General features: G+C 38.9%; 20 protein-coding genes. 16 read left to right on the forward strand and 4 right to left on the reverse strand.

All coding sequences use genetic code 11. The features are described 5' to 3' along the window. Nucleotides 1–584 precede the first annotated feature (584 nt). Both LCL91_RS11515 and LCL91_RS11520 read right to left on the reverse strand, forming a co-directional pair. On the reverse strand, nucleotides 585–893 hold the full coding sequence (locus LCL91_RS11515) for a hypothetical protein (protein WP_224882523.1): 309 nt from the start codon (nucleotides 891–893) through the stop codon (nucleotides 585–587). A 308-nt stretch (nucleotides 894–1201) separates the two neighbouring features. Then, entirely contained in the window at nucleotides 1202–2176 is a 975-nt protein-coding gene (locus tag LCL91_RS11520; protein ID WP_224882525.1) for a hypothetical protein, read from the reverse strand. A gap of 272 nt (nucleotides 2177–2448) precedes the next feature. On the opposite strand from LCL91_RS11520, the gene LCL91_RS11525 reads away from it, so the two are divergent. The 12 genes from LCL91_RS11525 to LCL91_RS22040 all read left to right on the forward strand — a co-directional run bounded on the left by LCL91_RS11525 (nucleotide 2449) and on the right by LCL91_RS22040 (nucleotide 16010). Further along, nucleotides 2449–3135 (forward strand): DUF421 domain-containing protein, encoded by a 687-nt coding sequence (locus tag LCL91_RS11525; RefSeq protein WP_224882527.1) that lies wholly within the window; start codon nucleotides 2449–2451, stop codon nucleotides 3133–3135. A gap of 427 nt (nucleotides 3136–3562) precedes the next feature. Further along, nucleotides 3563–4414 (forward strand): DegV family protein, encoded by an 852-nt coding sequence (locus tag LCL91_RS11530; RefSeq protein ID WP_224882528.1) that lies wholly within the window; start codon nucleotides 3563–3565, stop codon nucleotides 4412–4414. Nucleotides 4415–4631: 217 nt separating this feature from the next. Continuing rightward, nucleotides 4632–6107, forward strand: coding sequence for an argininosuccinate lyase (gene argH / locus LCL91_RS11535; protein WP_224882529.1), 1476 nt, complete (start codon nucleotides 4632–4634; stop codon nucleotides 6105–6107). Between the two features lie 367 nt (nucleotides 6108–6474). After that, on the forward strand, nucleotides 6475–7224 hold the full coding sequence (locus LCL91_RS11540) for an SDR family NAD(P)-dependent oxidoreductase (protein WP_224882530.1): 750 nt from the start codon (nucleotides 6475–6477) through the stop codon (nucleotides 7222–7224). A gap of 97 nt (nucleotides 7225–7321) precedes the next feature. Then, a complete protein-coding gene (locus LCL91_RS11545) occupies nucleotides 7322–7831 on the forward strand; it encodes a pyridoxamine 5'-phosphate oxidase family protein (RefSeq protein ID WP_224882531.1) in 510 nt (169 codons plus the stop codon). A 410-nt stretch (nucleotides 7832–8241) separates the two neighbouring features. Then, a complete protein-coding gene (locus LCL91_RS11550; RefSeq protein ID WP_224882532.1) occupies nucleotides 8242–9561 on the forward strand; it encodes an MFS transporter in 1320 nt (439 codons plus the stop codon). Between the two features lie 92 nt (nucleotides 9562–9653). After that, nucleotides 9654–11720: a bifunctional aldolase/short-chain dehydrogenase gene (locus tag LCL91_RS11555; RefSeq protein WP_224882533.1), complete on the forward strand. Its 2067-nt coding sequence runs from the start codon at nucleotides 9654–9656 to the stop codon at nucleotides 11718–11720. A 22-nt stretch (nucleotides 11721–11742) separates the two neighbouring features. Continuing rightward, the gene (locus tag LCL91_RS11560; protein ID WP_224882535.1) at nucleotides 11743–12108 is read left to right on the forward strand and encodes a sensory rhodopsin transducer; all 366 of its coding nucleotides are present in this window, start codon (nucleotides 11743–11745) and stop codon (nucleotides 12106–12108) included. Between the two features lie 31 nt (nucleotides 12109–12139). Continuing rightward, the gene (rhaI, locus tag LCL91_RS11565; protein ID WP_224882537.1) at nucleotides 12140–13366 is read left to right on the forward strand and encodes an L-rhamnose isomerase; all 1227 of its coding nucleotides are present in this window, start codon (nucleotides 12140–12142) and stop codon (nucleotides 13364–13366) included. Continuing rightward, complete coding sequence (gene rhaB, locus LCL91_RS11570; RefSeq protein WP_224882750.1) at nucleotides 13363–14844, forward strand: rhamnulokinase; 1482 nt, start codon at nucleotides 13363–13365, stop codon at nucleotides 14842–14844. Before rhaI ends, rhaB begins: the two co-directional genes overlap by 4 nt. An 81-nt stretch (nucleotides 14845–14925) precedes the next feature. After that, on the forward strand, nucleotides 14926–15690 hold the full coding sequence (locus tag LCL91_RS11575) for a DeoR/GlpR family DNA-binding transcription regulator (RefSeq protein WP_224882753.1): 765 nt from the start codon (nucleotides 14926–14928) through the stop codon (nucleotides 15688–15690). A 185-nt stretch (nucleotides 15691–15875) separates the two neighbouring features. Further along, entirely contained in the window at nucleotides 15876–16010 is a 135-nt protein-coding gene (locus tag LCL91_RS22040; RefSeq protein WP_255640015.1) for a hypothetical protein, read from the forward strand. 635 nt (nucleotides 16011–16645) lie between these two features. Here the strand turns inward: LCL91_RS22040 and LCL91_RS11580 are convergent. Then, nucleotides 16646–17437 carry a sulfite exporter TauE/SafE family protein gene (locus tag LCL91_RS11580; protein ID WP_224882539.1) on the reverse strand — a complete coding sequence of 264 codons (792 nt, stop codon included), beginning with the start codon at nucleotides 17435–17437 and terminating at the stop codon, nucleotides 16646–16648. Between the two features lie 184 nt (nucleotides 17438–17621). Here LCL91_RS11580 and LCL91_RS11585 point away from each other — a divergent pair, with 184 nt between their 5' ends. Beyond that, complete coding sequence (locus tag LCL91_RS11585; RefSeq protein ID WP_224882540.1) at nucleotides 17622–18599, forward strand: formylglycine-generating enzyme family protein; 978 nt, start codon at nucleotides 17622–17624, stop codon at nucleotides 18597–18599. 41 nt (nucleotides 18600–18640) lie between these two features. Further along, on the forward strand, nucleotides 18641–19522 hold the full coding sequence (locus tag LCL91_RS11590) for a LysR family transcriptional regulator (RefSeq protein ID WP_224882541.1): 882 nt from the start codon (nucleotides 18641–18643) through the stop codon (nucleotides 19520–19522). 386 nt (nucleotides 19523–19908) lie between these two features. Here the strand turns inward: LCL91_RS11590 and LCL91_RS11595 are convergent, their stop codons facing one another. Continuing rightward, nucleotides 19909–20772 carry an AraC family transcriptional regulator gene (locus tag LCL91_RS11595; protein ID WP_224882542.1) on the reverse strand — a complete coding sequence of 288 codons (864 nt, stop codon included), beginning with the start codon at nucleotides 20770–20772 and terminating at the stop codon, nucleotides 19909–19911. Nucleotides 20773–20912: 140 nt separating this feature from the next. Between LCL91_RS11595 and LCL91_RS11600 the strand changes: the two genes are divergently transcribed. Both LCL91_RS11600 and LCL91_RS11605 read left to right on the forward strand, forming a co-directional pair. Further along, nucleotides 20913–22415, forward strand: coding sequence for an L-fucose/L-arabinose isomerase family protein (locus LCL91_RS11600; RefSeq protein ID WP_224882543.1), 1503 nt, complete (start codon nucleotides 20913–20915; stop codon nucleotides 22413–22415). A gap of 419 nt (nucleotides 22416–22834) precedes the next feature. Beyond that, nucleotides 22835–24178 (forward strand): ABC transporter substrate-binding protein, encoded by a 1344-nt coding sequence (locus LCL91_RS11605; RefSeq protein ID WP_224882544.1) that lies wholly within the window; start codon nucleotides 22835–22837, stop codon nucleotides 24176–24178. Nucleotides 24179–24249 lie beyond the last annotated feature (71 nt).

Genomic DNA, 24249 nt, shown 5'->3' on the forward strand with positions numbered 1-24249 from the left:
TCTTGGAAAATTGAATAAAGGCCGAAAGATCAAGGGTTAGACAAAAAAAGCCGCTCCATCCTTGCTGGAATGAGCTGCCCTCCTATCGTAGCTAAGTAGGTTCACTGTAGTATTATTATAGCGTGGCAGTACAAATATCGCATGGTCGTAAGAAAAATGAAATGAGGAAGTCATCCCGTTTGGATTAATAAATCGTAAATATATTTCTTAGTGAATGAGAATGTGCTTCTTATATATAAAATAGCGCGTAGATATTAATGGGGGGAGGCGTTATTTTATGAAAAGAAAGCCAATCACAATAGTAATTGGACTGATATTTACGATCATACTTGTAGTATGGGCAGAAGCGCAGCCGGTAGACACTCCGAAAAATGACGATTATTCGACATACAACAGGGCTAGCGTATCTCAATATTATCGAAGCATTTATAAATAGTCGAAATCAAAACAAGACGCTCATGTGGGCGTTCTTTTCTTGTGAAAAAAATCGCTAGGGTGTGCGAAATGAAAATACCGTGGGTACTATTTTGAAAATAGTTGGTGGGACGATGAGCCTGACAATCTGTCCGAATACTTAAAGGGTTTCAATTTTTTAATATAAGTTTTGCTCCGTTACCAGCTAAGCATGTATAAACAAAAGTTTTTATTTCATCTGATTTCAGGTCGTGCCCTCCCGAATGAACAAATGCTGCAATTATACGCATTTGAACTAAGATTACGCTATTGATGTTAGCTGGAAGGGTTAATGGTAATAGAACTATTCCACCAAGTTCAGATAAGAAACCACCAGTTGCACTTTTAGTATTTTGCCATCTAATTATGCTATGAACATTCTCTTCCAACGAACTATCTTTTTGACGATAATTATCTCCTAATTCAATTGCAACATCCATTCCTGGAATATCTCCATGGATTGCTTTATCGTATGAGTATTCTAATACCAGATAAAGGAGCGTTTTTCCCGCATCTACTGACAACTTCTAATGAATCTAATGGTTAAAGTAATTTCACCTTGTTCAAGTGGCTAATTAGGAATGAAGAAACGTTACAGCATTAGTAAAGAGTATAACCGCAGTTGGTTATACTCTTTTTTGATAGTTATTAAGTCGGTAGTGATCGTCTGCTTTGGGTAACAATAGTTTACTAGATGTCATAAAAAAAGGTAGAGTTCAATACGATTATTGTCATGAAAGGTGGACTTTTAAATAGCAAAAAATTCAATTGTCACCTGACCATCTCCATTACCAATACCGGGAATATTGACTTGATTAGTGCCATTATTTTGAGAGCCGCCCCCGCCACCTCCACCAATGGAATCGTCTGTACCCCCTGCACCTCCGCCACTAAATCCTCCGGCACCACCGCCTTCAGCAAAGCCGCCACCCCCGCCTCCGCCGAAGCCACCGTTAGAGCCATTAAACCCTGTGCCGCCTGCACCTCCATTAAAGATCGATTGCCCGCCAGAACCTAAACTACTTGCACCGTCTCCTAGTGGACTTGGTAGAATTCCTGCACCGCCACCACCGGAAAACGCATTGGTATTACCGCCTCTTCCATTTACTCCACCTGTGCCGCCGGGATTGCCATCCGTTCCACTGCTTGTAAGGGATGCGTTCACTCCTGGTAGTCCTTCAACTGTGCTAGCACCCCCGCCCCCGCCTGCTGCGATCAAAAGGGTTGAAGGAGTGACAGGTCCTGCTCCTCGCCAAACAAAACTGCCGCCACCACCCCCTCCGTTAAATAATCCGGGGGAACTTAAAGCGGTTTTTCCTTGTTGGCCAACCAATATACTTAGTGTTTCACCAGGTGTAACGGGGAAGTCTCCTTCAATCGAAGCGCCTAGTCCTGGGGCAGAAGTTCCACCACCACCTGAAGCACCAATGGCTTGTATTTTTGCAGTAGTTGCATCTTCTGGCACAGTCATGGTAATCACTGATCCTGTAAACTCAAATGTCCGTTGCACAGTGTGGATTTTTATAAAACTCGTCACATGATTACAATCAATAAAAATAGGTAAGTTATCCAATGTTTTACCTATAATACAATCATCTTTTACAGTATCAAATCTAATGATTACCTTTCCATTTATAAAGAAGAGTATGAGAAGTGTATTCTTTTTAAACTTTTTTAATTCTTTACAAATACAAGACGAGCAATGTTTTCTAAGTTTGTCCATGTATGTTTCCTCCTTCTTCTAGTAATTTCACTCATCCTATTCTATTCAAATCTTATTTCTATGTATGGTTAACTGACTAAGAATAGAGGGGGAGGAAGTTATGGTGGAATTTCGAATGGTGATTCTCATTTGCAGGATATGCGGAAAGGAACATATTGGATGAAGTATATGGTAACAATATGAGAGGCATGATGTATGGAAACGAATGAATCATGTATCAGCCTATCTTTCAGTTGTTTTTTCATAACTGTTTTATACAAAGAGGTGTCTATATGCTCTCGTTTATCGGAACAGTACTCATATTATTTTTAGTGACCATTGTGGTCATACGATCTATGGGGAAATCAGCCTTAGCTCAATTTACCCCACATGATTTAACAGCCCTATTTTTTATTGTCACCCTGGCGATTAAAGCAATCAAAGTCGATGGGGTTACTCAAGCCTTAATTGGGATTGCGATTATTATTATCATACATATCTCACTATCAAAATTAAGTCTATACAAACACCTCAACCGATTTGTAATAGGAGAGCCAACGATTTTGATAAAACATGGCAAGTTAATTAAAATGAACCTGAAAAAAAGTCGCTTTTCTTTGTCAGAATTATTATCAAGTATAAGAAGCAAAGGCTATGCTGACGTGAACAATATTCAATACGCTATTCTTGAACCAAATGGAGAAATTAGTGTCCTTCCAAAAGAAGAGTCTATGCCTGTGACACCAAAAATACTAAATTGTCATGTAGATTATAGCGGTCTTCCTATTGCAGTTGTCATTGAGGGGAAAATACAATATAGAAATTTAGAACTCATTCATAAAGATGAAGAATGGTTATTAAAAGAAATCAAAGCAGCAGGTGTTTCAAATATAAAGCATATTTTTTATGCTTCGGTAAGGGACGATGATTACTCCTTAACAGTAGACAATGGGAAAGGAAACATTGGAACATTAAAATAGAAAGGGATTATAAGTGACCATCAACTAAAGCTTCTTAAATTAAAGGAAAAGTTATCGAGCAGAATCAGTGGAAAAGGTGCTTGGGAGTTATTTTCATATTGAAATGCTGAGTAAATCATCAAAAAATGAATGTGCGAAGAGTCGTGAGAACCTCCTCACGATTTTTAATAGCCTGAATAACAGAAGGGTCTGATTCTATTTTGTGGATCGGGTCTTTTTTATGTAATATTAGTGGTTTTAAGGTTTAGTTAATAGAAGCTGTTTTCACAGATCCACACACCTTCAGTCATATTCAAATCCCCAAATTGTGCATTAAAAGTCACGAAAATAAAAGTTATCACAATGCTAATACGGTTTCTCCTGTATAGTTAAAGCATAATGCAGGAAGAGTGAAGGCGATCCTAAATATAACCAAGGGGGAAATCGAATGCGAAGGATTATCTTATCGACCGAAAGCGGCGCCGACGTACCGGGTGATTTAGCTGAAAAGTACGATATTCAAGTCGTTCCCATGCACATCATTATGGATGGTAAGGATTATTTAGACGGTTCATTGCCGGTCCAAGATATTTATGACTATTACGAACGGACGAAGAAAATCCCTTCTACTACCTCTACAAATGCTCATGAGTATCAAGAGTTTTTTTCGACTATAAGAGAGAATTCCCCAGACTGCATCATTGTACATATTGGTTATACATCAAAAGCATCTTCTTCTTTTCAAAATGCTGTCATTGCTGCGGAAGAATTTGAAGACATTTATCTCATTGATGCTTTGAACGTTACTGGAGGATTAGCTGCGATTGTATTGTACGCGGCTAAGTTTCTAGAAAAAGAACCCGACATCGAACCGGAGCGCTTAGTTGAAAAAATAGAGGCAATCGTTCCTAAATCAAGACTGGCTTTCATCCCAGGTAGCCTTGATTTTCTTAAAGCGGGAGGACGGGTAAGCAATATGGCTTCCTTGATTGGAGCACTATTGAAAATAAAGCCATGCATTGAGTTGAAGGATGGAAAGCTGATGTCTACAAAGAGATACCGCGGGAAAATGATCGGAGCTAGTGAAAAACTCTTAAGAGATTATTTAAATGAATTCAACATCGATCGAGAGCAGCTTTATTTTATCTACTCCATCGGACTCGATGAACGGATCAAAGAGCGGATGGGTCAGGTTGCAAAAGAAAACGGATTCCAAAATATAAGATGGATCCAAGCTGGCGGTATGATTTCGACTCATTCTGGAGCAGGGGGCTTCGGGATAGCGGGGATAGAGGAATAGTATGAGCTATATAATTAAAGGGAGGATTCTGTTTGAACCCAGTCGTTTAAGTGACATCCTACATGATCAAGCTGCTATTCAGCCATAACAACATATAATTAGTAATGAGTATAACCATACGTGGTTATGCTCTTTTTGATATTTTGACATTATTAGTAATGATACCGTCCAATGGAGTGAAATCAGAAAATACGCTCTAGTACAATGAGGTGAAACGATGAATAAGAGAAAGGAAGATTTTGAGTTAGAAGATGGCGCTTTTTTTCCCGGGAAAACCTACGTAGACGAGCTCCTAAAGCCGGTTTTTAAAGACCAGCGTGATTACTTATTTGATGCGATGTTTATGATTCATCGCGCGCATACAACGATGCTGAAGGAACAAAACATTATTACTACTGAGGAAGCAAAGAAGATATTGGATGGTGTCAATGAAGTAGCGAAGATGGAGAAGAAGCTATTAAACTTTGTCCCAGAATACGAAGATTTCTTTTTCCTTGTTGAAGCCGAAGTGGCGAAGTTAATTGGTGACGATTTAGCAGGAAAGATGCATATCGCGAAGAGTCGAAATGACATGGGTGAAGCCATGTATCGAATTGTGATTCGCGATCATCTGCTTGATCTGTTGGAGAACGTAAAAAAGCTAGGGCAAGCGCTAGTTAGTCAAGCGGAAGACCATATTCATACAATCATGCCGGCTCACACGCACACGCAACCTGCTCAGCCTACCACATTTGGTCATTATCTCCTCGCCATATCCGATAATCTATCTAGAGACGTCGACCGCTTGTGGCAAGCGTATCATACCGTGAATCGTTCCCCGATGGGGGCGGCGGCGATTACAACGACTGGTTTTCCAATCAGTCGAGAACGAATGGTTGAGCTACTAGGATTTGATGACGTGATGGAAAATTCTTATGATGCCATTGGAACAGGGGACTATTTACTTGAAACAGCTCTTACACTCGTTAGTATGATGACAAACATGGGCAGATGGATTCAAGAGCTTCTCCGCATGGCTTCCAATGAAGTCGGTTTGCTAAAAGTTTCGGATGCTTATGTCCAGGTAAGTAGTATCATGCCACAAAAAAGAAACCCGGTTTCTTTAGAACATTCAAGAGCGCTCGCTAGCAGTGCCGTAGGGGAAGGGCTTAGCGTCATTCAGATGATCCATAATACGCCATATGGCGATATTGTGGATACAGAAGATGATTTACAACCGCACCTTTATAACGGATTTCATAAAGCGAATCGTGTTACGAAGCTCTTAACGGCTGTCATGACGACGATGAAATTCAACAAGGAACGAGCACTTGAGCAAGCGAAAACAAATATGATTACAATCACTGAGTTAGCTGACGTCCTTGCTAGAGATTATAATGTGCCATTTCGAAGAGCACACCAAATATCTAGTTTCGTAAGTAAAAAAGCAAGCGAGGCAAAGAAAGAGTTGTATGAAGTGAGCGTTTCTGAAGTAAATGGGTGGATTGGCGGCGTGCAACTTTTAGAAGAAGATTGGAAAAATATCTGTGACCCTTCTACGTTTATTGAGAGAAGGAGCGTAACAGGTGGGCCAAGTCCACAAGTTGTAGAGCGGATGGTGTTGGATCGTAAAGGGCGGTTGAAGGACCTCACCGAGAAGATAGAAACGTATTCCACCCAGATCAATTCGATTAAAGAGAATTTGAAAAGTTGATAGAGCAGTAGTTAAGCGGGTTCTAATGTGATTGCTCGTAGTAATGAAGGGATTTTTTGCACTTATTTTTTTAAATCCTGAGTAAAAGAATAAATATTTGATAGTTGATGGATCCCCATAACTGATCCTGTTGAAAGAACGTGACTAGGAGAAAAAATCCGCGTTATGTTTCACTCCTACAGATTGCAAAAGTCCTTGGAAACAAGGGCTTTGTTAGTGTGGAATTACTGATCGTTGAAAAACGTGTAACTTTGTGGCTAAGCGGGAAACGAAAGTATAGGTGAATGGTAGAGACAGAAGGACAGGTTTTTGGTCTTTTGTCTCATGAAAAGAAACGAGTAAATTAGCGTGATGATAGGGGGACATGATGAGTAAAAAAGTTGCCCTAGTAACAGGGAGTTCAAAAGGACTCGGCAAAGTGATTGCACAAAAACTTGCTGAATCTGGAATAAAGGTAATTATTAATTACAGTAGCAATCAAGAAAAAGCAGAAGCGGTTGTTCGTGATATTCAAGAGCTTGGTGGAGAAGCAGTCGCTATTCAAGCAGACATCACAGATCAAAAAGATGTTGAAAAGTTGGTCACTGTTTCACGAGAGACTTTCCAGCAACCGATTGATATTCTCGTCAATAACGCCACGGGTCAACAGCCAGAACTATCATTGGAAGAAGTGACTTGGGAAGATTACTTGGATCAGCTGCATTTTACCGTGAAAGCCCCTTTATTACTTTTAAAAGAAGTTATGAAGCCTATGAAAGAAAACCAGTGGGGGCGCATTATTAATATTGGAAGCGAAGTTGTGGAATTAGGCAATAGCGATTTTTCAAATTATGTTACGGCAAAGTCTGCGGTCATTGGAATGACTCGCTCCTGGGCAAATGAGCTGGGGAAACATGACATCACAGTCAATGCTGTGCATCCAGGTTTTACTCCGGTAGAACGTCATGGGGAAGTTACAGAGACAAGTGCAGGTAGTTATATCAAAGGCCTTCCGTTGAATCGGTTAGGAAAGCCGGAAGATATTGCTTATATGGTGCGTTTCTTAGCAAGTGACGAAGCTAATTTTATTACAGGACAAAATATCAATGTAAATGGTGGGAATACCTTTGGAGTATAATTTTTTCCTAGTTTAAGTGGCGGACAAAGCCTAAATTAGGAGAGCCTCTAAACAATTCTTTTAAATCAAGTTTTACTATATGAAGGAGGAACCACAAATGACAAACCAACATTCAGAAAATCAGGAAACCCTTAAGAATATCAAAGATTTGATTAAAGATGAGAAGGTAGCGATGTTAACGACTGTATCGCCAGATGGCAAGCTAATGTCTCGTCCCATGCAAACGCAGGAAGTCGAATTGGATCAGGAAGAGATCTGGTTTATTACGAAAAAAGATACAGATAAGTATGAGGATATCAAGCTTACTCCTGCCGTAAACTTAGCGTATGCAGGGTCATCGTATGTTTCGATTAGCGGTACTGCTGAATTGGTGCAGGATAGTGAGAAGAAGAAAGAGTACATGAATAAGGTTGTTGAAAAACTGCTAAATACTTCTGCTGATGATCCGGATGTTGTACTGGTTAAAGTTACACCGGATGTTGCTGAATATTGGGAGTCGGGAGTGAATGTTAAAACGGTTAAAGAGTTTGTGAAAAAGGTGACAAGCAGTAAATCATTAGAAGAAGGCAATGATTTAAAAGATACGGTACACTTTAATAGGAATTAGAATCAGCAGAAATGATTCTATTGATTCGAGGTCAGTAAAAAATCTCTAACGAATTTGTTTAACGTAAACCCTCTTGCGAAAGCAAGGGGGTTTTAAATATGGATGATTTCAGAAAACAAGTAAACTAGGGGGAGGCTTTAGTATGACTCCCATACAATCTGCTATGCAACAGTGAATCGCTAGAACCGTCCCGCTAATCCAAAACAAACATAAACAAAAATAAATACATTTGTTTGTGTTGACTTATTTGGTTTTATTGTTTACTATTTCAATACAGGCAAAATAAGTGTTTATATTCAGAAAAATGAAACAGATAATTGCAGTTAGCCTTTAGAACCTATACTGGTTTATTTTTCTGAGGTTTACACCTTTGTTTGTAAGCGCTTGCTAATTTGAAGAGGAGGAAAAATATGGCGAAAATAGGTAGTAAAAGTACAACCGGTTGGAAGGCGACGATATCCGTTGCGATGGCAAACTATATTGAAGCCGGTTCGATCATCGCTGCGGCAAGTAGTTTAACGTTGTGGCAAGCTTATCTTACACTGGACAGCATGGCGATAGGGTTATTGAGTGCCCTGAGTGCTAACGCTTTTGGTGCTGCGGTTGGTGCATTAGTTGGTGGTTATTTATGTGATAAATATGGAAGGAAATTTATTTATACTTATGATTTATTGGCCTATATGCTGGGCGTGTTGTTGATCGCTCTTTCGTTCAATTTTCCTATGCTTTTAATAGGAACCATTATTACTGGTATTGCAGTAGGAGCGGGTGTGCCAGCTTCATGGACGTATATTGCAGAAGAAGCTCCACATGAAAAACGTGCCGCTCATGTTGGAACAGCACAGCTTGCCTGGTCGGTGGGACCAGCAGTAACATTTTTACTCGCTGTACTTCTTGCTCCATTAGGTTTAATGGGGAGTCGGCTTATATTTGTACATTTACTTATCATTGCCTTTATTACCTGGTATATCCGACAGGGGTTATCTGAATCTAAAATTTGGAAAGAGGGGAAAGAACGTGAGAAGCAAAGTGGATTATCTGGAAGCTTGTCACGCAGCTCTCTGAAAGAATTGTTTACTCTCAAAGTGAATCGCGAAGCTTTGTTCTTATTAGTGGGAATCTATCTTTTCTGGAACTTAACTGCAGGTGCAATGGGGTATTTTATGCCTTACATATATGAAAATGTAGGTGGATTATCAAGCGGACAAGCTAATTTACTTCAAGCATTTTTATGGATGTTAACAGTGGCTACGACATTCTTTGTCTTTATGAAATTTGGAGATAAGTATAGCCGTCGGTTTTTATTTGGTTTAGGCGCTGTTATGGGAATCGTGGCGTGGATTATCTTGACGTTCATGCCAATGAATTGGTTTTCGTTATTTGCTTTCGTCATTTTATGGGGATGTGCCGCTGGCTTTGGTGCTCAAGCGTTTTATGGTTTATGGGCTAGTGAGTTATTCCCAACGAAGTATCGTGCGGGAGCGCAGGGCATTATGTTCTTCTTAGTTCGGTTTGGTATCGCAATATGGTCGTTTCTACTTCCCACAGTTATGGACAACCTCGGGTTTCAAGCGGCTGGAATCGTTATGATTGTTTTCTTAGTAATCCATTTCTTGATTGGCATCATTCTTGCCCCAGAGACTAGAGGTAAAACCCTTGAAGAAATCGAGGAAGAGCGCTTTGGCCAAAAAGAAACCGTGGTAATAGAAGAAAATAGGAACTTTAATTAAAAACAAAGTAAACAAAAGTATTCAAAAATAAACAAAAGTTTGATATGTTATAGATAATGAATTTATAAAATTGCTTGTTTGGAGGAGAAAAAATGATTCAGAACCGATGGGATAGCCAGGAAGCGAATGATCGAAACGGTGTTGAAGAGCTTGTTTATCGCTCTAATTTATTAGGAAGTGATCGTTCAGTATGTAATTTTGGTGGAGGCAATACTTCCATGAAAACGATTGAGAGCGATTTCAAAGGCGAAGATGTGGAAGTCATGTGGGTGAAAGGCAGTGGTTCCGATCTCGCTACGATGGGAGAAAAGGACTTTACTGGATTAAAGATGGACGATATTCGCCCGTTGATGGAAAGAGATGAAATGACTGATGAAGAGATGGTGGGATATTTGTCTCATTGTATGATTGATAGTAAACATCCACGTTCTTCTATCGAAACGTTATTGCATGCCTTTTTACCTTTTAAACACGTAGATCACACACATCCTGATGCTATTATTAGTCTTTGCTGTGCACATAACGGTAAAGAAATTGCAAATGAAATATTCGGCGACCGATTTGTTTGGGTCCCTTACGTTCGACCAGGATTTACGTTATCAAAAATGATTTCAGAAGCTGTTCGTCAGAATCCTCAGGCTGATTTAGTTTTAATGGAGAAACATGGACTTGTCACTTGGGGAGAGACATCACAAGAAAGTTATGAGAAAACAATTTCCGTGATTCAAGAAGCTGAAAGTTATATAACAGAAAAGCAAAAACAAAAAGCGATGTTTGGTGGTCAAAAGTATGAGTCGTTAAATGATAACGAACATCAAAAGGTTTTAAGTCACATTCTCTCAGTCATTCGAGGAGAAGTTAGTGAGAATAAAACCATGCTGCTAACGTATTCCGATGATAAGGAAGTTTTGGATTTTGTTAACAGTGAAGATGCAAAAGATCTTTCACAAATAGGCGCTGCATGTCCAGATCACCTTGTTCATACGAAGCGAGTTCCGTTGTTTATTGACTGGGATCCCCAAAATCAAGGTACGGAAGATCTTATCCAGTTGATTAAAGCAGGAATAACGAATTATAAAGAGGAATACATTCAATACTTTGAGACAAATCGTTCCGAAGAGGACAAAATGTCTGATCCATCCCCGCGAGTTATTCTCATTCCAGGTATTGGAATGATTAATACTGGAAAAGACCTGAAATCAGCTAAAGTGAGCGGAGATCTCTATCATAGAGCAATCGCTGTGATGAAAGGAAGCACTGCACTTGGAGAATTTGTATCACTTAATGCAAATGAATCTTATCATATCGAATATTGGCCATTGGAACTTTATAAACTAAGCCTTTCGCCAGCAGAGGCTGAGTTTTCTCGAAAAGTTGCGTTCGTAACAGGCGGTGCAGGTGGGATTGGCGCTGCAACATGTGAGCGTTTTGCAAGGGATGGAGCGCATATCGTAGTGGCAGATATCAATGTGGACGGTGCTAAACAGGTAGCGTCTAATCTGGAAGAAAAGTATGGAGCTGGACGAGCGATTGCTGTAAAAATGGACGTTACGAAAGAAGAAGAAGTGGCTGAAGCGATACAACAATCCGTTTTGAAGTACGGTGGCATTGATATTATCGTCAACAACGCTGGGTTGGCAAGCTCAAGTCCGTTTGAAGAAACGACTGTAGAAAAATGGGATATGAATATGAACGTATTAGTAAAAGGATATTTCCTCGTTGCTCGAGAAGCTTTTAAGCTCATGAAGGAGCAAGGAATAGGCGGAAATATGGTGTTTGTCGGCTCGAAAAATTCTGTGTATGCCGGTAAGAATGCTGCTGCTTATAGTACTGCTAAAGCTGCTGAGGCTCATCTTGCACGTACAATAGCGGCGGATGGTGGCCAATATGGTATTCGAGTAAATACGGTATTACCTGATGCTGTGATTCAAGGTTCTGCGATTTGGGATTCGAAATGGAAAGAAGAAAGAGCCGCTTCGTATGGAATTGAACCAGATCAATTAGAAGAACACTACCGTAAGCGAACCATTTTGAACGTTAATATATTGCCTTCAGACATCGCTGAATCGATCGCGTTTTTCGCATCAAGCAATGCTGAGAAAACTACAGGGTGTATGATTACGGTTGATGGCGGAGTCCCAGCAGCCTTTACTCGCTAAATCATTGAATGGAGGTTTTCCAATGCCAATCGGAAAGAAATCGTGGATTATCCCAGATGCCTATATTCCTCCTAAAAGTTCTGGATCTTTAGAAAGTCACGAGGCGATCTGTGTGTTAAACCGTAACCAAGAGACTGTGCACTTGGACATACACCTGTACTTTGAAGATCGAGAACCGATCAAAAACATAAAATATGAGATTCATGGAAATCGTACAAAGCACTTAAAAACAGATTCCCTCCATATAGATGGGGAATCTGTCCCAAAAGGAGTCCCATATGCAATCGAAGTTACGAGTGACCTACCAATTGTCGTGCAATATAGTAGACTAGATACGACTCAATCTGAAAACGCTTTAATGACAACTTTAGCATACGCAACGGATTAATAGATACTGAGTATTGGAGAGGTGAGAGATAATGGGGAATTCTGATCGATACTATCATTTATTTGAAGAGCAACAAGAAGATAGAGGAATAAACCTTGATGAAGTGAAAACGAAGCTTAGAAAATTAAACATAGAAACACCTTCCTGGGGATATGGGGATTCAGGTACACGATTTAAAGTTTTCCAACAAGAAGGAATTCCACGCGATCCTTTTGAAAAAATTGAAGATGCAGCGCAAGTCCATAAACTCACAGGAAACTGTCCGGGCGTAGCTATTCATATTCCATGGGATAAAGTCGATGATTATAAGAAGTTAAAGCAGTATGCTATCGACCATAATGTTCATCTAGGGGCAGTAAATCCAAATTTGTTTCAAGACGACGATTATAAATTTGGTAGCGTCACCAATTCTGATGCTTCGATTCGTCGGAAAGCAACAGATCATCTTTTAGAGTGTGTAGAAATCGCTAGAACGATTGGTTCTAAAGATGTGAGTCTTTGGTTTGCTGATGGCACAAACTACCCTGGGCAAGCTGACTTTAGGAAACGGAAGCATTGGATGCAAGAGTGTTTGAGTGAGATGTATGAGTCCATGGACGATGATATGAGAATGTTGATTGAGTATAAATTCTTTGAACCAGCCTTTTATCACACTGATCTAGCTGACTGGGGTATGGCCTATAATATGGCTCAGAAGTTAGGTCCACAGGCAGAAGTATTAGTAGATACTGGGCACCACCCCCAAGGAACGAATATTGAACATATTGTTGCATATCTACTAGATGAACAAAGGTTAGGCGGGTTCCACTTTAATAGCCGAAAGTATGCGGATGATGATCTCATAGCAGCCGCCCATAATCCATATGAACTGTTTTTGATTTTCTCTCAAATCGTTTTAGCACAGAAGGATAATGATCCAAGCGTTCGAAAAAATGCGGATAACATTGCATATATGCTTGATCAGTGTCACAATTTGGAACCGAAGATCCCAGCTATGATTCGCTCAATCACGAATATTCAAACACTTTATGCTAAAGCTCTCCTAATCAACTTAGCTGACGTTAAGGAAGCTCAAGAAAGAAATGATGTGTTAGGTGCTGAGCATGCGGTAAGGCAGGCGTTTGAATTTGATGTAGCCCCTCTACTTAAAGCGATGAGAGAAGAATCTGGTTTACCGATTGATCCAATGAAGGCTTACCAGGAAAGCGGTTATGGAGAAAAAATCCTTTCTCGCGGTAAGGGCGGTGCAAGTTGGTGAGCGTTTTAGCGGTTGATATTGGCGCTGGTAGCGGCAGGGCGGTGCTAGCTGAGCTAAAGGGTGATCTACTTGAACTGGTAGAAATTCATCGTTTTACTAACGATCCTGTCCGAGTGAGCGGACGATTCCAATGGGATATTCTTCGTTTGTTTCATGACATTAAGCTTGCGATAGGAAAGGCGGTTGAAACTGGGGCGAAGCTTGAGGGGATCGCGATTGATACCTGGGCTGTTGACTTCGGACTACTGGGTAAAGATGGAGAGCTCCTAAGGAATCCCTATCACTATCGAGACCATCAAACAGATGGGGTTATGAAAAAAGTTCATGAAGATTGGATTACTCAGGAGAAGCTGTTTGAAAAGACAGGAATTCAGTTCCTAACATTTAATACGATCTATCAATTGATGGCGATGAAAGAAAAGAATGGGTGGTTACTAGAAAAAGCTGAGTCGTTACTGATGATTCCCGATCTTCTGCGCTATTTTTTAACTGGGATAAAGAAAAGTGAATTTACGAATGCGACGACTACACAACTTTTTAACCCTAATTTAATGAAGTGGGATAGCGAGTTACTAGATACTTTAGGGCTTCCTGAGAAAATCTTTCAAGAAGTAGTAGGGCCGGGTACCATTATAGGACATTTAAAAGAAGACCTGTGTGAAGAACTGGAGATTTCTCCAATTCCCGTTATCGCTGTTGGGGAGCACGATACAGCATCAGCTGTAGCTGGCGTTCCAGCATTAGATGAGTCGTTTGCATATTTAAGCTGTGGGACATGGTCTTTAATGGGTACGGAAGTAAAAGAACCGGTGATCAATAAAGAGGCATTGGAATTGAATTTTACAAATGAAGGCGGAGTGGGAGGACGCTTCCGCCTTTTGAAAAACATTATGGGGCTTTGGATACTAGAAGAATGTCGACGAATATGGGGTCATCATGAAAGTACGAATTATGAGCGTTTAATGGAAGAAGCTAAAGAAGTGCCAGCTTTTCGATCTTTCATTGACCCAGATTATCCGTTGTTTTTAAACCCATCAAATATGCCGCAACAAATTCAAGAGTATTGTAAAAATACAAATCAACCGATTCCTGAATCTCGAGGAGAAATTGTCAGGTGCATTATAGAAAGTCTGGCAATGAAATACCGATATGTCTTTGAACGGACTGAAAAACTGTCGGAAAAAGAATTTTTTGGATTGCATATGGTGGGAGGAGGGATAAAAAATAAGATGTTGTGTCAATTTACCTCTAATGCCTTAGGTAAACCCGTCTGGGCGGGTCCTACAGAAGCTAGTGCCATAGGGAATATTCTTGTTCAATTAATGGCTCTAGGTCGAATTACGGGAATTGATGAAGCAAGAAAAATAGCATTGAAAGCAACGAAAATGGCGTATTACTTCCCGGAAAGTCAGGAATCCTGGAAGACAGCTTATGAAAAGTTTTGCCACTACATTGGTGAAAGCCAACCTACGATTTAAGAGGAGAAATAAATTAAATCAAATGATAAAATAAAGAGTGAGAATAGAAGAGTTAATGGTTTAAAGAGAGGTTGAATGCTGATGCTTGTGGCAGAAAGACAGCAAAAGATTGTTGAGCTCGTAAATGAAAAAACAAGTCTTCGTGTTTCTGAATTAAGTCAAATATTTTCTGTGACAGAAGAGACGATTCGACGTGATTTAGAAAAACTGGAAAAGGAGAAAAAACTCCGTCGAAGCCATGGCGGAGCAGTGAAACTTCACCAAAGTGCTAGAGAGATTCCCTATACTGAAAGGGAAGTGACGAATGTACAAGAAAAAAGAGAAATTGCTCTTGAAGCAGTAAAGCATGTTGTGGAACGCGACACCATTATTTTGGATGCGAGTACAACAGCTTATTATATGGCTAAAGCACTGCCCGATGTGCCTATTATTGTTATGACAAATTCTCTTAATGTAGCATTGGAACTTAGCAAAAAGAAAGAAATCACTGTGATATCAACAGGTGGAATTCTAGATTCTAAATCAATGTCTTATCTTGGTCCACTCGCTGAAGCTTCGCTAGAGGATTATCATGTCAACAAAGCTTTCATTTCTTGTAAGGGTATCCATCTAAGCCGAGGAATTAGTGAATCGAATGAACAGCAAGCTCGCATTAAGAGGAAAATGTTAGATACTGCGGATATTAATTTTGTGATGGTTGATTATAGCAAGTTCGGTATCCAGGCATTCGCTCGTTTTGCGGAGTTGGATATGATCGATCACGTTCTTTCCGATCAAAAGCTGGATAATGATTATGTTCAACAATTATCGGAACGTGCAATGAATGTGGTCCGTGTAGATACTTAGATCTTTAAATACGATCCAAATGGAACTCCAGTCAGTTGGCTGGAGTTCCATTTGGAATTACCGGGAATCACTGGGGCGGTTGTAGCGCCACGCAAAGGGTGCATCATATAGTGGGCGGGAATCCCCAGTGAGTAAGATTAAGCAAATCGCTCATATCGAGTCTTGGACATTAGCGGGTAACGGTGATGTTAAGCGTAGACAGCAAGCTAGTTGGCTCAAAGCATAAGCTGAAGGAACAAAGTCCCGAAATTCCAAATGGGAAGGTTCATACTTGGAACCGCGTAGAAAACAACTCTCCTTTAGTCGTTATGCGAGAGTAAAAAAGCTTCCCCAGGGCCAGTGCCCTGACATACTAGACACTGTTATGATTGATCAACGTGGGAGACCCTAAGCGTTCTTTACTTAGAGAAAGTAGGATAATAAAAAAAGGAAGCCTAATAACAATAGGAAGGGTAAGGTTAGGGCATAGTGCAGGTTAATGCGAGAGAGAGGGAATAGTTGCGGTGAATTGAGTGACAAAGCAAGACAATTATTCGAGGATTTGTTAGCCATAATAATCTGCGGTTTAATGTTGTTTGTGATTATAAAGAATATGAAAAAAATGGATGAAACGTTCCCAGGAGAATAATAGAGATGGTGCCTAAGTCATCTTTTGTATCAATTAGCAGTCCTGGTGAGTTAATTCAGGACAACGAGAAGAAGAATGATTAAATGAATTAGATTGTTGAAAAGCTGCTAAATAAGTCTGCTGATGATCCGGATGGTTAATGCACCCCCCCGAAATTTCCGAATATTGGGAGTCTGAGGTGAACATTAAGACGATTAAGGAGTTTGTAAAAAAGGTGACTGGTAGTCATTCATTAGAGGAAGGCAAAGTTTTAAAAGTTACGGATCACTTTAATGAAGAAACGAGCTAGCTACTTATTTTCCTTCTGGTTTTTTAACACCAGCTATATTAATTGAAGAATAATCGTACTCCTATAATTACTAATAAAACAGAAAGCATCTGAATAATAATTTTGCCGGGGATGCGTTGAGATAAAATAACTCCTAGCTGTGCGCCAATTATTACACCGCTTCCCCCCCACATGACAGATACCCAGTCAATACTTCCATAGAAAAATTGGGATAAGACGCCTACGGAGGAGTAGAGACATAATGAAAAGATGGAAGTCGCCGTTGCGTGATGAGTTGATAATTTGAAAACATAGATAAGTATCGGAACGAGTAACCATCCACCACCGATTCCAAGATAACTTGAAAGGATCCCCATTGTTATGCCTAGAGGAATGAACCAATTGAATGAAGGGTGACCAACACCATCAGACTCATCACTCTCTTCTTTTTCCAATAGTGTAGGCGGTATTTTAGGGGAGCGATTTAAAGTTTTACTGAATAAAAAGACGCCAAGAGCAACAAGTATAGTTGCAAATATGACATAAAAATATTGGGAGGAGTACCTATGAAGAAACCAAACACCCAAGATTGATCCTGGTAACGCACTTATTCCTATAGTAAGACCAGTTTTATAATCAATTAGGTTTTGCCTAGCGTATCCTATGACACCTGAAAGAGAGTTTATAAGTACAATAACCATCCCTGTACTGGAAGCAAGTACCGGATTCATTTGAAAGATTAGTAACAGAGCCGGGACAAAAATAAATCCTCCACCGGCGCCGACGATTGTACCATAACCGCCTGCCAGAATTCCGATTATAAGAATTAACACCCCAATACCTATGTCCAAGTGAATTCCCCCTTAGTTGATTTTCTATTAAATTTTCTCACTTCGGGTCCAAACTGTAAATTCAGTAAATGTAATATGGTATAACAAAATAGAATAGCCGTCATTTTTTTGTTACGTGATACAATTTTAATAATTACGATACTAATCTGTTATTAATTCTATTTGATAAGGGATGGGATAACTTATGAATGAAAAGAAACTTCATCACTCCTGCTGTACTGGAAGTCGAGCAGAAGTACAGAGTGACTCTGGAAAAGGAGAAAACGTAAAAAAACGCGAATTTTCTAAAAGAGAGCGGATTAAATTCCGTAATAAGTTGATATATATCCCGGGCGGGGAGTTTCTGATGGGGACAAATGATGAGGAAGGCTTTATATCCGATGGGGAAGGTCCTACTCGGTCTGTGAAATTATCCCCTTATTATATTGATTCTCATACAGTGACGAACGAAGAATTTGCACAGTTTGTCGAAGAAACAGGATACCGTACAGAAGCTGAAATATTCGGTTGGTCATTTGTATTCTATAAATTCCTTCCTAAAGATACTGAAATGAAAGTACAGCAGTTGCCATCAACCCCTTGGTGGTATGCGGCGGAAGGCGCGTATTGGTTCCAGCCGGAAGGGAAGGAATCTTCTATTGAAGAGCGAATGGATCACCCGGTCATTCACGTTTCTTGGAATGATGCCATGGAATTTTGTAACTGGTCAGGAAAGCGGTTACCTACAGAAGCTGAATGGGAAATGGCGGCTCGAGGTGGGTTAGAGCAGAAGAAATTTCCATGGGGAGACGAATTGACTCCTGGTGGAAAGCATTACTGTAATATTTGGCAAGGAGAATTTCCAAAAGTAAACACAGAAGAAGACGGATTTGTCGGAACAGCTCCATCTCAGTCTTTTCCACCGAATGGGTATGGTCTATATAACACGGCAGGAAATGTATGGGAGTGGTGCTCTGACTGGTTTGCAAAAAACTCTGACTTAATTTCTATAGTGAATCCGAGAGGGCCAGTAAAAGGTGAAGCGAAAGTAATACGTGGAGGCTCGTATCTATGCCATCCATCATATTGTAATCGATACAGAGTAGCTGCACGAAGTTCCAACACGATCGACAGCTCTAGCGGAAATATGGGATTTAGGTGTGTAGTTGATGCGAATAGTTAAAGGTATCTTATTCAATAATAAGAGCTGCAGGTGAGTAACCTATGAATATAGAAAGCTTACGAATGTTTTGCCGTGTGGTAGACGAAGGAAGCATTAGTAAAGCGGCGCGATTGGGGTTCGTATCCCAACCAGCGGTCACAAGGCAAATCAGGCAATTGGAAAGTCAGTATGGGTTAGCTTTATTCGACCGGAATGATGGGAAACTAAAGTTAACGAAGGCCGGAAAGGTACTCTATCCATATGCCCGAGAAATCATTGAGTTAGATCATATTTCTCATGAAGCGATGCAAGAAGTCCTTGGTAACCAGGAAACAGTGTTAAATGTTGGTGCCAGTTTAACGATCGGAGAATATTTGTTGCCCGGTTTATTGGGACGATTTAGCAATCTTTATCCAGATATAAAATTCAGCCTGTTGATTGGGAATACACCGTATATGTTATCCAAGTTAGACGCAAATGAAATTGATATTGCAATGGTTGAAAGTGAAGTGAAGAGTGAAGAATATAATATCCAAAAAATTGCTGATGATGAATTGGTTCTCGTGAGTTCCTTTAGGCATTCATGGAGCAAGAAGGATGTCATCAGTATTGACGACCTGGCAGGGGAAAAGATGATATGGAGGGAGAAAGATTCAGGGACGAGACTGATTGTGGAAAATGCTCTCAGGAAGAGAGGAATACTTCATAAGATCACTGATGAGATGGAACTAGGGAGTATGCAGTCCATTAAAAGTGCTGTAGAAGCGGACTTAGGTGTTAGTATTCTCCCTAGAATTACCATTCAAAAAGAATTGAAATATGGAACATTGAGAGAAATTCCGGTAAAAGATTTCACCTTGATGAGAGATTTGTGGATTGTGCAAAAGCTACATCGTTTCAAAAAAAGATCACAGTCAAATTTTGAAAAATTTATATTAAAGTAATCTATTAGTATGGTGACAAATACTAGGTAATAAGTAAAAAATGATAATCTGTTTGAAAGGAACAGAATTAGACATAGAATAAAATTCTTTGAGAAAGTACGTATTCTGGCTACTTGTTACTTTTGTTGAACCATGTAAATTTGGTTCAACCTTTTTTATTGAAAAGAGAATTTTATATTTCGACAATGTTAATTAATTCTCATAATGATTTCTATGGACATAAGTATTAATTCAATATAGAGGCAATACAACTGATATTTCTTAAGTTGTAACAAAGCTACTCAAATTAATTCCCTAAGATTGTACAGGAAAACAAGAATATTTAACGTTGAATATTAATAAAGTGGAAGGTTAAACTGAATAGCCTAAATGAAAAAACAGATATATTATTTCCAACTATTCCTAAATTTCAAAGGCGTTGTACCTACTCTTTTTTTAAATAAATTAATGTAATGGGTAACATTATCAATCCCAATTTGATACGTAATTTCATTAATGGGTAAATCAGTATACTTTAATAAATCCTTAGATTTATTTATTCTTGTTTCGATCAAATACTCAATAGGTGTAATACCTACGGAGGATTTAAATGTTTTCGCTATTTGATATTTGTTTAATTTATATCTCCTAGAAAGGTCATCTAAGGTTATTTTTTTTGAATAATTTTCTTCAAAAAACGATTGTATATCAAAAATGTATGTGGGTATTTTGGTTTCATCGTTGTAATTTGATCGTGTCTTTTCGATCATTAATAGCGTTAGAAGATTTACGATTTCCCTAGCCGTAATGATTTCAAGACTTCTAGTCTTATGCTTTTGTAAATTTATCATGGTACGAATGATATTTTGAGCTGTATTATCTTTAACCGTAGTACATACATTGTGATCTTGTGAAAAATCTAAATAATAATTCTCTACTTGACTCCCGTTAATATGAACCCAGTAAAATTCCCATAGTTCTTTACTAGTTTGATAATATTGATGATTTCTACAATCTATAAAGCATATTGTATTTGGTTCTAATAAATATTCTTCATTTTGATAGAACAGCCTCCCTTCACCGTTTCGTGTATAAATAATCAAATAGGACTCAAGGTTATGTCTCTCTGTAAAGTAAGATGAATATGCTTTAAAGTGTCCAACTTCCTGAATGTATAAATAAGAATTTACAGTATGTTTTGACGGGTTTAGTGAGAGCCTCAAAGAATCCTCCGTCCAATCAAAAGAACCATCTTCTAACCAAGCAGACAAAGTAATTCCCCCTTTTTTTAATTATGTAATATCCAAGTTAATTCCACCAAGATACTATTATTTTTTCACAATATAAGTCGATGTTATTACAAATGATAACGCGTACAATTATGATAATTCAGATAATAAGGAGGGTAAAGATGTCTCAAGTAAATACATTAATAAAATATGATAAACCTAAAATCGGTCTCTATTCAACCGGTCTTAATGCATATTGGGAGCAGTTCCCTGGTCTAAAAAAAAGGTTGATGGGTTACGGTAAATTTCTTGAAGCTAATATGAGCGAGTGGGGTGAGATTTATAACTTCGGATTGGTTGACTCAGCAGATAAAGGAAGAGAGGCTGGAAATTATTTTAACACAAATAATGTAGATATTATATTTGTACATGCAGCCACCTATGCAACGAGTTCTATGATCCTGCCGATTCACCAACGATCGAACGCAAAAGTAATTATTCTAAGTTTACAGCCGACTGATCAATTAAATTACAAAGAAACAAATACTGAAGAATGGTTAGCTAATTGTGGAGCTTGCCCTGTTCCAGAATTCGCAAACGCTTTTAACCGTTCGGGTATTGAATACAAAGTAGTAAGTGGCTTGTTAGGCCTTGACAAGTCATCGGATATTTCTGTTGCAAACGAAGTAACAAAAAGTCATCCACAGGCAATTCGTGCTTGGAAAGAAATTAAGGACTGGATTCAGGCCGCATATGTAAAAAGTGTATTAAATAATGCGAAATTTGGTTTTTTAGGCAATACCTATAATGGGATGCTTGATTTATATAGTGATTTTACCATGATTCAAGCGCAAACGGGCATTCAAGTGGATGTTTTGGAAATGTGTGACCTTAATGAAATAATGCAGAAGGTAACAGATGCAGAGATAAGACAGAAAGAAAAACAAGTGAAGGATATGTTTCTAATAAGTGAAGACTCTCCTTCAGAAAAACTAGCAAAGAAACCGACTAAGGAAGCATTGAATTGGTCATATCGTGTAGCGGCCGCTCAAGAGAAATTAGTGAATGAAAGAAAGCTAGATGGTTTAACTTATTATTACCACGGAGCACCTGCCAATGCTTATGAGAAACTGCAAAGTGGATTTATTGTAGGTAATTCTCTTCTTACTGCGCGAAATGTTCCGGCAGCTGGCGAGGGTGATCTAAAAACAAATATTGCGATGAAAATGTGTGACATTCTTGGAGTAGGTGGAAGTTTTTGTGAAGTAGTTACCACAGACTACGTACATGAAACGATTTTATTGGGACATGATGGTCCATTTCACTTGGATATATCTAATGGCAAACCTGTGCTGAGAGGTATGGGGTTGTACCATGGTAAACAAGGAAGTGGTGTTTCAGTAGAGGCTAAAGTTAAATCTGGTCCTATTACAACGCTTGGTTTGACACAAACTTGGGATGGAAAATTAAAAATGATTATCAGTGAAGGAGAAGCAACTAATGACGAGGTAATGAAAATAGGAAACACACAAACACATGTGAAATTTAATAATGATCCTGATACTTATTTTGAAAGATGGTTTGAAGAAGCTCCAACTCACCATTGTGCAATGTCAGTAGGGAAGAATGCAAGTTTATTTAAAAAAGTAGGAGATTTAATGAAAATAAAAACAGTTGTTATTTAAATTAAACTAAGATGTTATTACAATTCATAGTTTCAATAGAATGAAGTATAAGATCAAATAGGCTAGACTAGTTGCACATGAGAAATTTAGAAAGATAAGCTCATTCCATGAAAACAAACACAAACAAAATTAATGATCTTTGTTTATGTTGACTTAGTTGGGTTTTGAGTGTAATATAATAGCTAATAGATGAAGGAATATTACAAAAATTAAGAAAATTAATTATATTAAAGGGGGTATGCGGTTCAACTGGAATTTTTATCTTTTAATTAGAGTGTGGGTCTAGCTGGGTATTCAACATGATCATAAGTGTTGAACAAATTGATAGCGCTTCCATAATTATTAAATCTATTTGATTTTTTGTGAAATATGTTAGGGAAAGGTTATCAATATTAAAAATTTATAAGGGGGCGATTTGAATGAAAGGTTTTAAAAGAAAATCTGTTAGAAACCTGGGACTAACTAGTTTTATTTTAGTGATGCTACTCATATTTAGTGGTTGTTCAGGATCAAATGACACTAATAACTCAGAAGTGGAAGGATCTGAAACTGGTACGTTAAGAATAGCAATAAGAGATTATTTAACTGATGAGGCTGAGAAAGTGATAGCCGCGTTTGAGGAAAAGAATCCAAATATTAATGTTGAGCTCGAACCTTGGCCCACAGAAGAAGAACAATATAGACAGAAGATCACAACTAATCTTGCAGCAGATAATCTACCTGATATCATGGCAAGTTGGGGAGGAATGGTCACCTTTTTTGCAGATGCTGGAGTTACTATGAACTTAGATGAAATGCTAGAGTCTGATTCTGAATTAAAGAAAGATTCATTTGAAGAAGCATTTTTAAATACGGGTAAGTCTTTTGGTAGCAAAACGAAAGATGAGGTACATATGCTACCGCTAGGAGCTGATGCTGTAGTTATTTTTTATAACAAAAGGTTGTTTGATGAAGCCAATGTACCTTATCCAACAAGCGACTGGGATTACGATGAGTTTATTGATGTTTCTAGAAAACTAACTAAAAAAGATGAGAGTGGTAATACAACAACTTATGGAGCAAATATTAGATATAAGTGGCTGTCTGTTTATCAACCGGTATTAAAAAACTTCGGAGGGGACCTGGTTAATGATGCAGGAGATAAGGCAGTTTTTGATAGCCCTGAAGCAATAAAGGGATGGAAAGCGCTTTTAGAACCTGCGAAGGAGGGAATATTTGTCCCTTTGTCGGTTCAAAACGATATGGGGAGCGACAATGCTCCGTTTTTAGCTGGCAAAGCAGCTATGCACACTGGAGTTAGGGCCCAGGTACCAATGGTAAGAAATAGTTTGGAAGACGATTGGGATGTTGTAGAACTACCTTATATCAACGGTGAAAAGAAAGTCGGGGCAGGGGCTGTTGGATTCTCAATATCATCTGGCACAAAAAATAAAGAAGAAGCGTGGAAATTCATGGAGTTCATTTACGATGCTGAAGGCGGCATGAAGATATTTGCAGAGAATTATTCTGTAGTTCCACCTATAAAGTCACTATATGATAGCGCGTTTTGGACTGACCTACCAGGTCCGCCTTACTCAAATGAAGTTTTTACTGACACTTTAAAGTATTCCGTTACTTCACCTCCTTTACCGGTCGAAGCGGGTGGTACATTTAAAAGTGCAATCGATGAAGCTTTAGAAACATATTTATTGAGTGAAGAAGCAAATTTAGAAAAGGTGATGAAGAGTGCTGCAGATAAAGCAACTAAGGGACTCAATAATTAGGAGAAATTTATGATGAAACTAGGTGCTGGGGAATGCTCCCCAGTACCTAATATTAAATATTGATTGAGGTG

Origin of the sequence: Guptibacillus hwajinpoensis (assembly GCF_020171785.1) — a bacterium.
In the GTDB taxonomy this organism is placed as follows: domain Bacteria; phylum Bacillota; class Bacilli; order Bacillales; family Guptibacillaceae; genus Guptibacillus; species Guptibacillus sedimenti.

Coding starts and splice junctions, on each gene's coding strand:
- LCL91_RS11525 (WP_224882527.1), top strand. CDS start 2,449: ATGCTCTCGTTTATCGGAACAGTACTCATATTATTTTTAGTGACCATT.
- LCL91_RS11605 (WP_224882544.1), top strand. CDS start 22,835: ATGAAAGGTTTTAAAAGAAAATCTGTTAGAAACCTGGGACTAACTAGT.
- LCL91_RS22040 (WP_255640015.1), top strand. CDS start 15,876: ATGTTAAGCGTAGACAGCAAGCTAGTTGGCTCAAAGCATAAGCTGAAG.
- LCL91_RS11585 (WP_224882540.1), top strand. CDS start 17,622: ATGAATGAAAAGAAACTTCATCACTCCTGCTGTACTGGAAGTCGAGCA.
- argH (WP_224882529.1), top strand. CDS start 4,632: ATGAATAAGAGAAAGGAAGATTTTGAGTTAGAAGATGGCGCTTTTTTT.
- LCL91_RS11555 (WP_224882533.1), top strand. CDS start 9,654: ATGATTCAGAACCGATGGGATAGCCAGGAAGCGAATGATCGAAACGGT.
- LCL91_RS11545 (WP_224882531.1), top strand. CDS start 7,322: ATGACAAACCAACATTCAGAAAATCAGGAAACCCTTAAGAATATCAAA.
- LCL91_RS11540 (WP_224882530.1), top strand. CDS start 6,475: ATGAGTAAAAAAGTTGCCCTAGTAACAGGGAGTTCAAAAGGACTCGGC.
- rhaI (WP_224882537.1), top strand. CDS start 12,140: ATGGGGAATTCTGATCGATACTATCATTTATTTGAAGAGCAACAAGAA.
- LCL91_RS11560 (WP_224882535.1), top strand. CDS start 11,743: ATGCCAATCGGAAAGAAATCGTGGATTATCCCAGATGCCTATATTCCT.
- LCL91_RS11530 (WP_224882528.1), top strand. CDS start 3,563: ATGCGAAGGATTATCTTATCGACCGAAAGCGGCGCCGACGTACCGGGT.
- LCL91_RS11515 (WP_224882523.1), bottom strand. CDS start 893: ATGGATGTTGCAATTGAATTAGGAGATAATTATCGTCAAAAAGATAGT.
- LCL91_RS11550 (WP_224882532.1), top strand. CDS start 8,242: ATGGCGAAAATAGGTAGTAAAAGTACAACCGGTTGGAAGGCGACGATA.
- LCL91_RS11520 (WP_224882525.1), bottom strand. CDS start 2,176: ATGGACAAACTTAGAAAACATTGCTCGTCTTGTATTTGTAAAGAATTA.
- LCL91_RS11590 (WP_224882541.1), top strand. CDS start 18,641: ATGAATATAGAAAGCTTACGAATGTTTTGCCGTGTGGTAGACGAAGGA.
- LCL91_RS11600 (WP_224882543.1), top strand. CDS start 20,913: ATGTCTCAAGTAAATACATTAATAAAATATGATAAACCTAAAATCGGT.
- LCL91_RS11575 (WP_224882753.1), top strand. CDS start 14,926: ATGCTTGTGGCAGAAAGACAGCAAAAGATTGTTGAGCTCGTAAATGAA.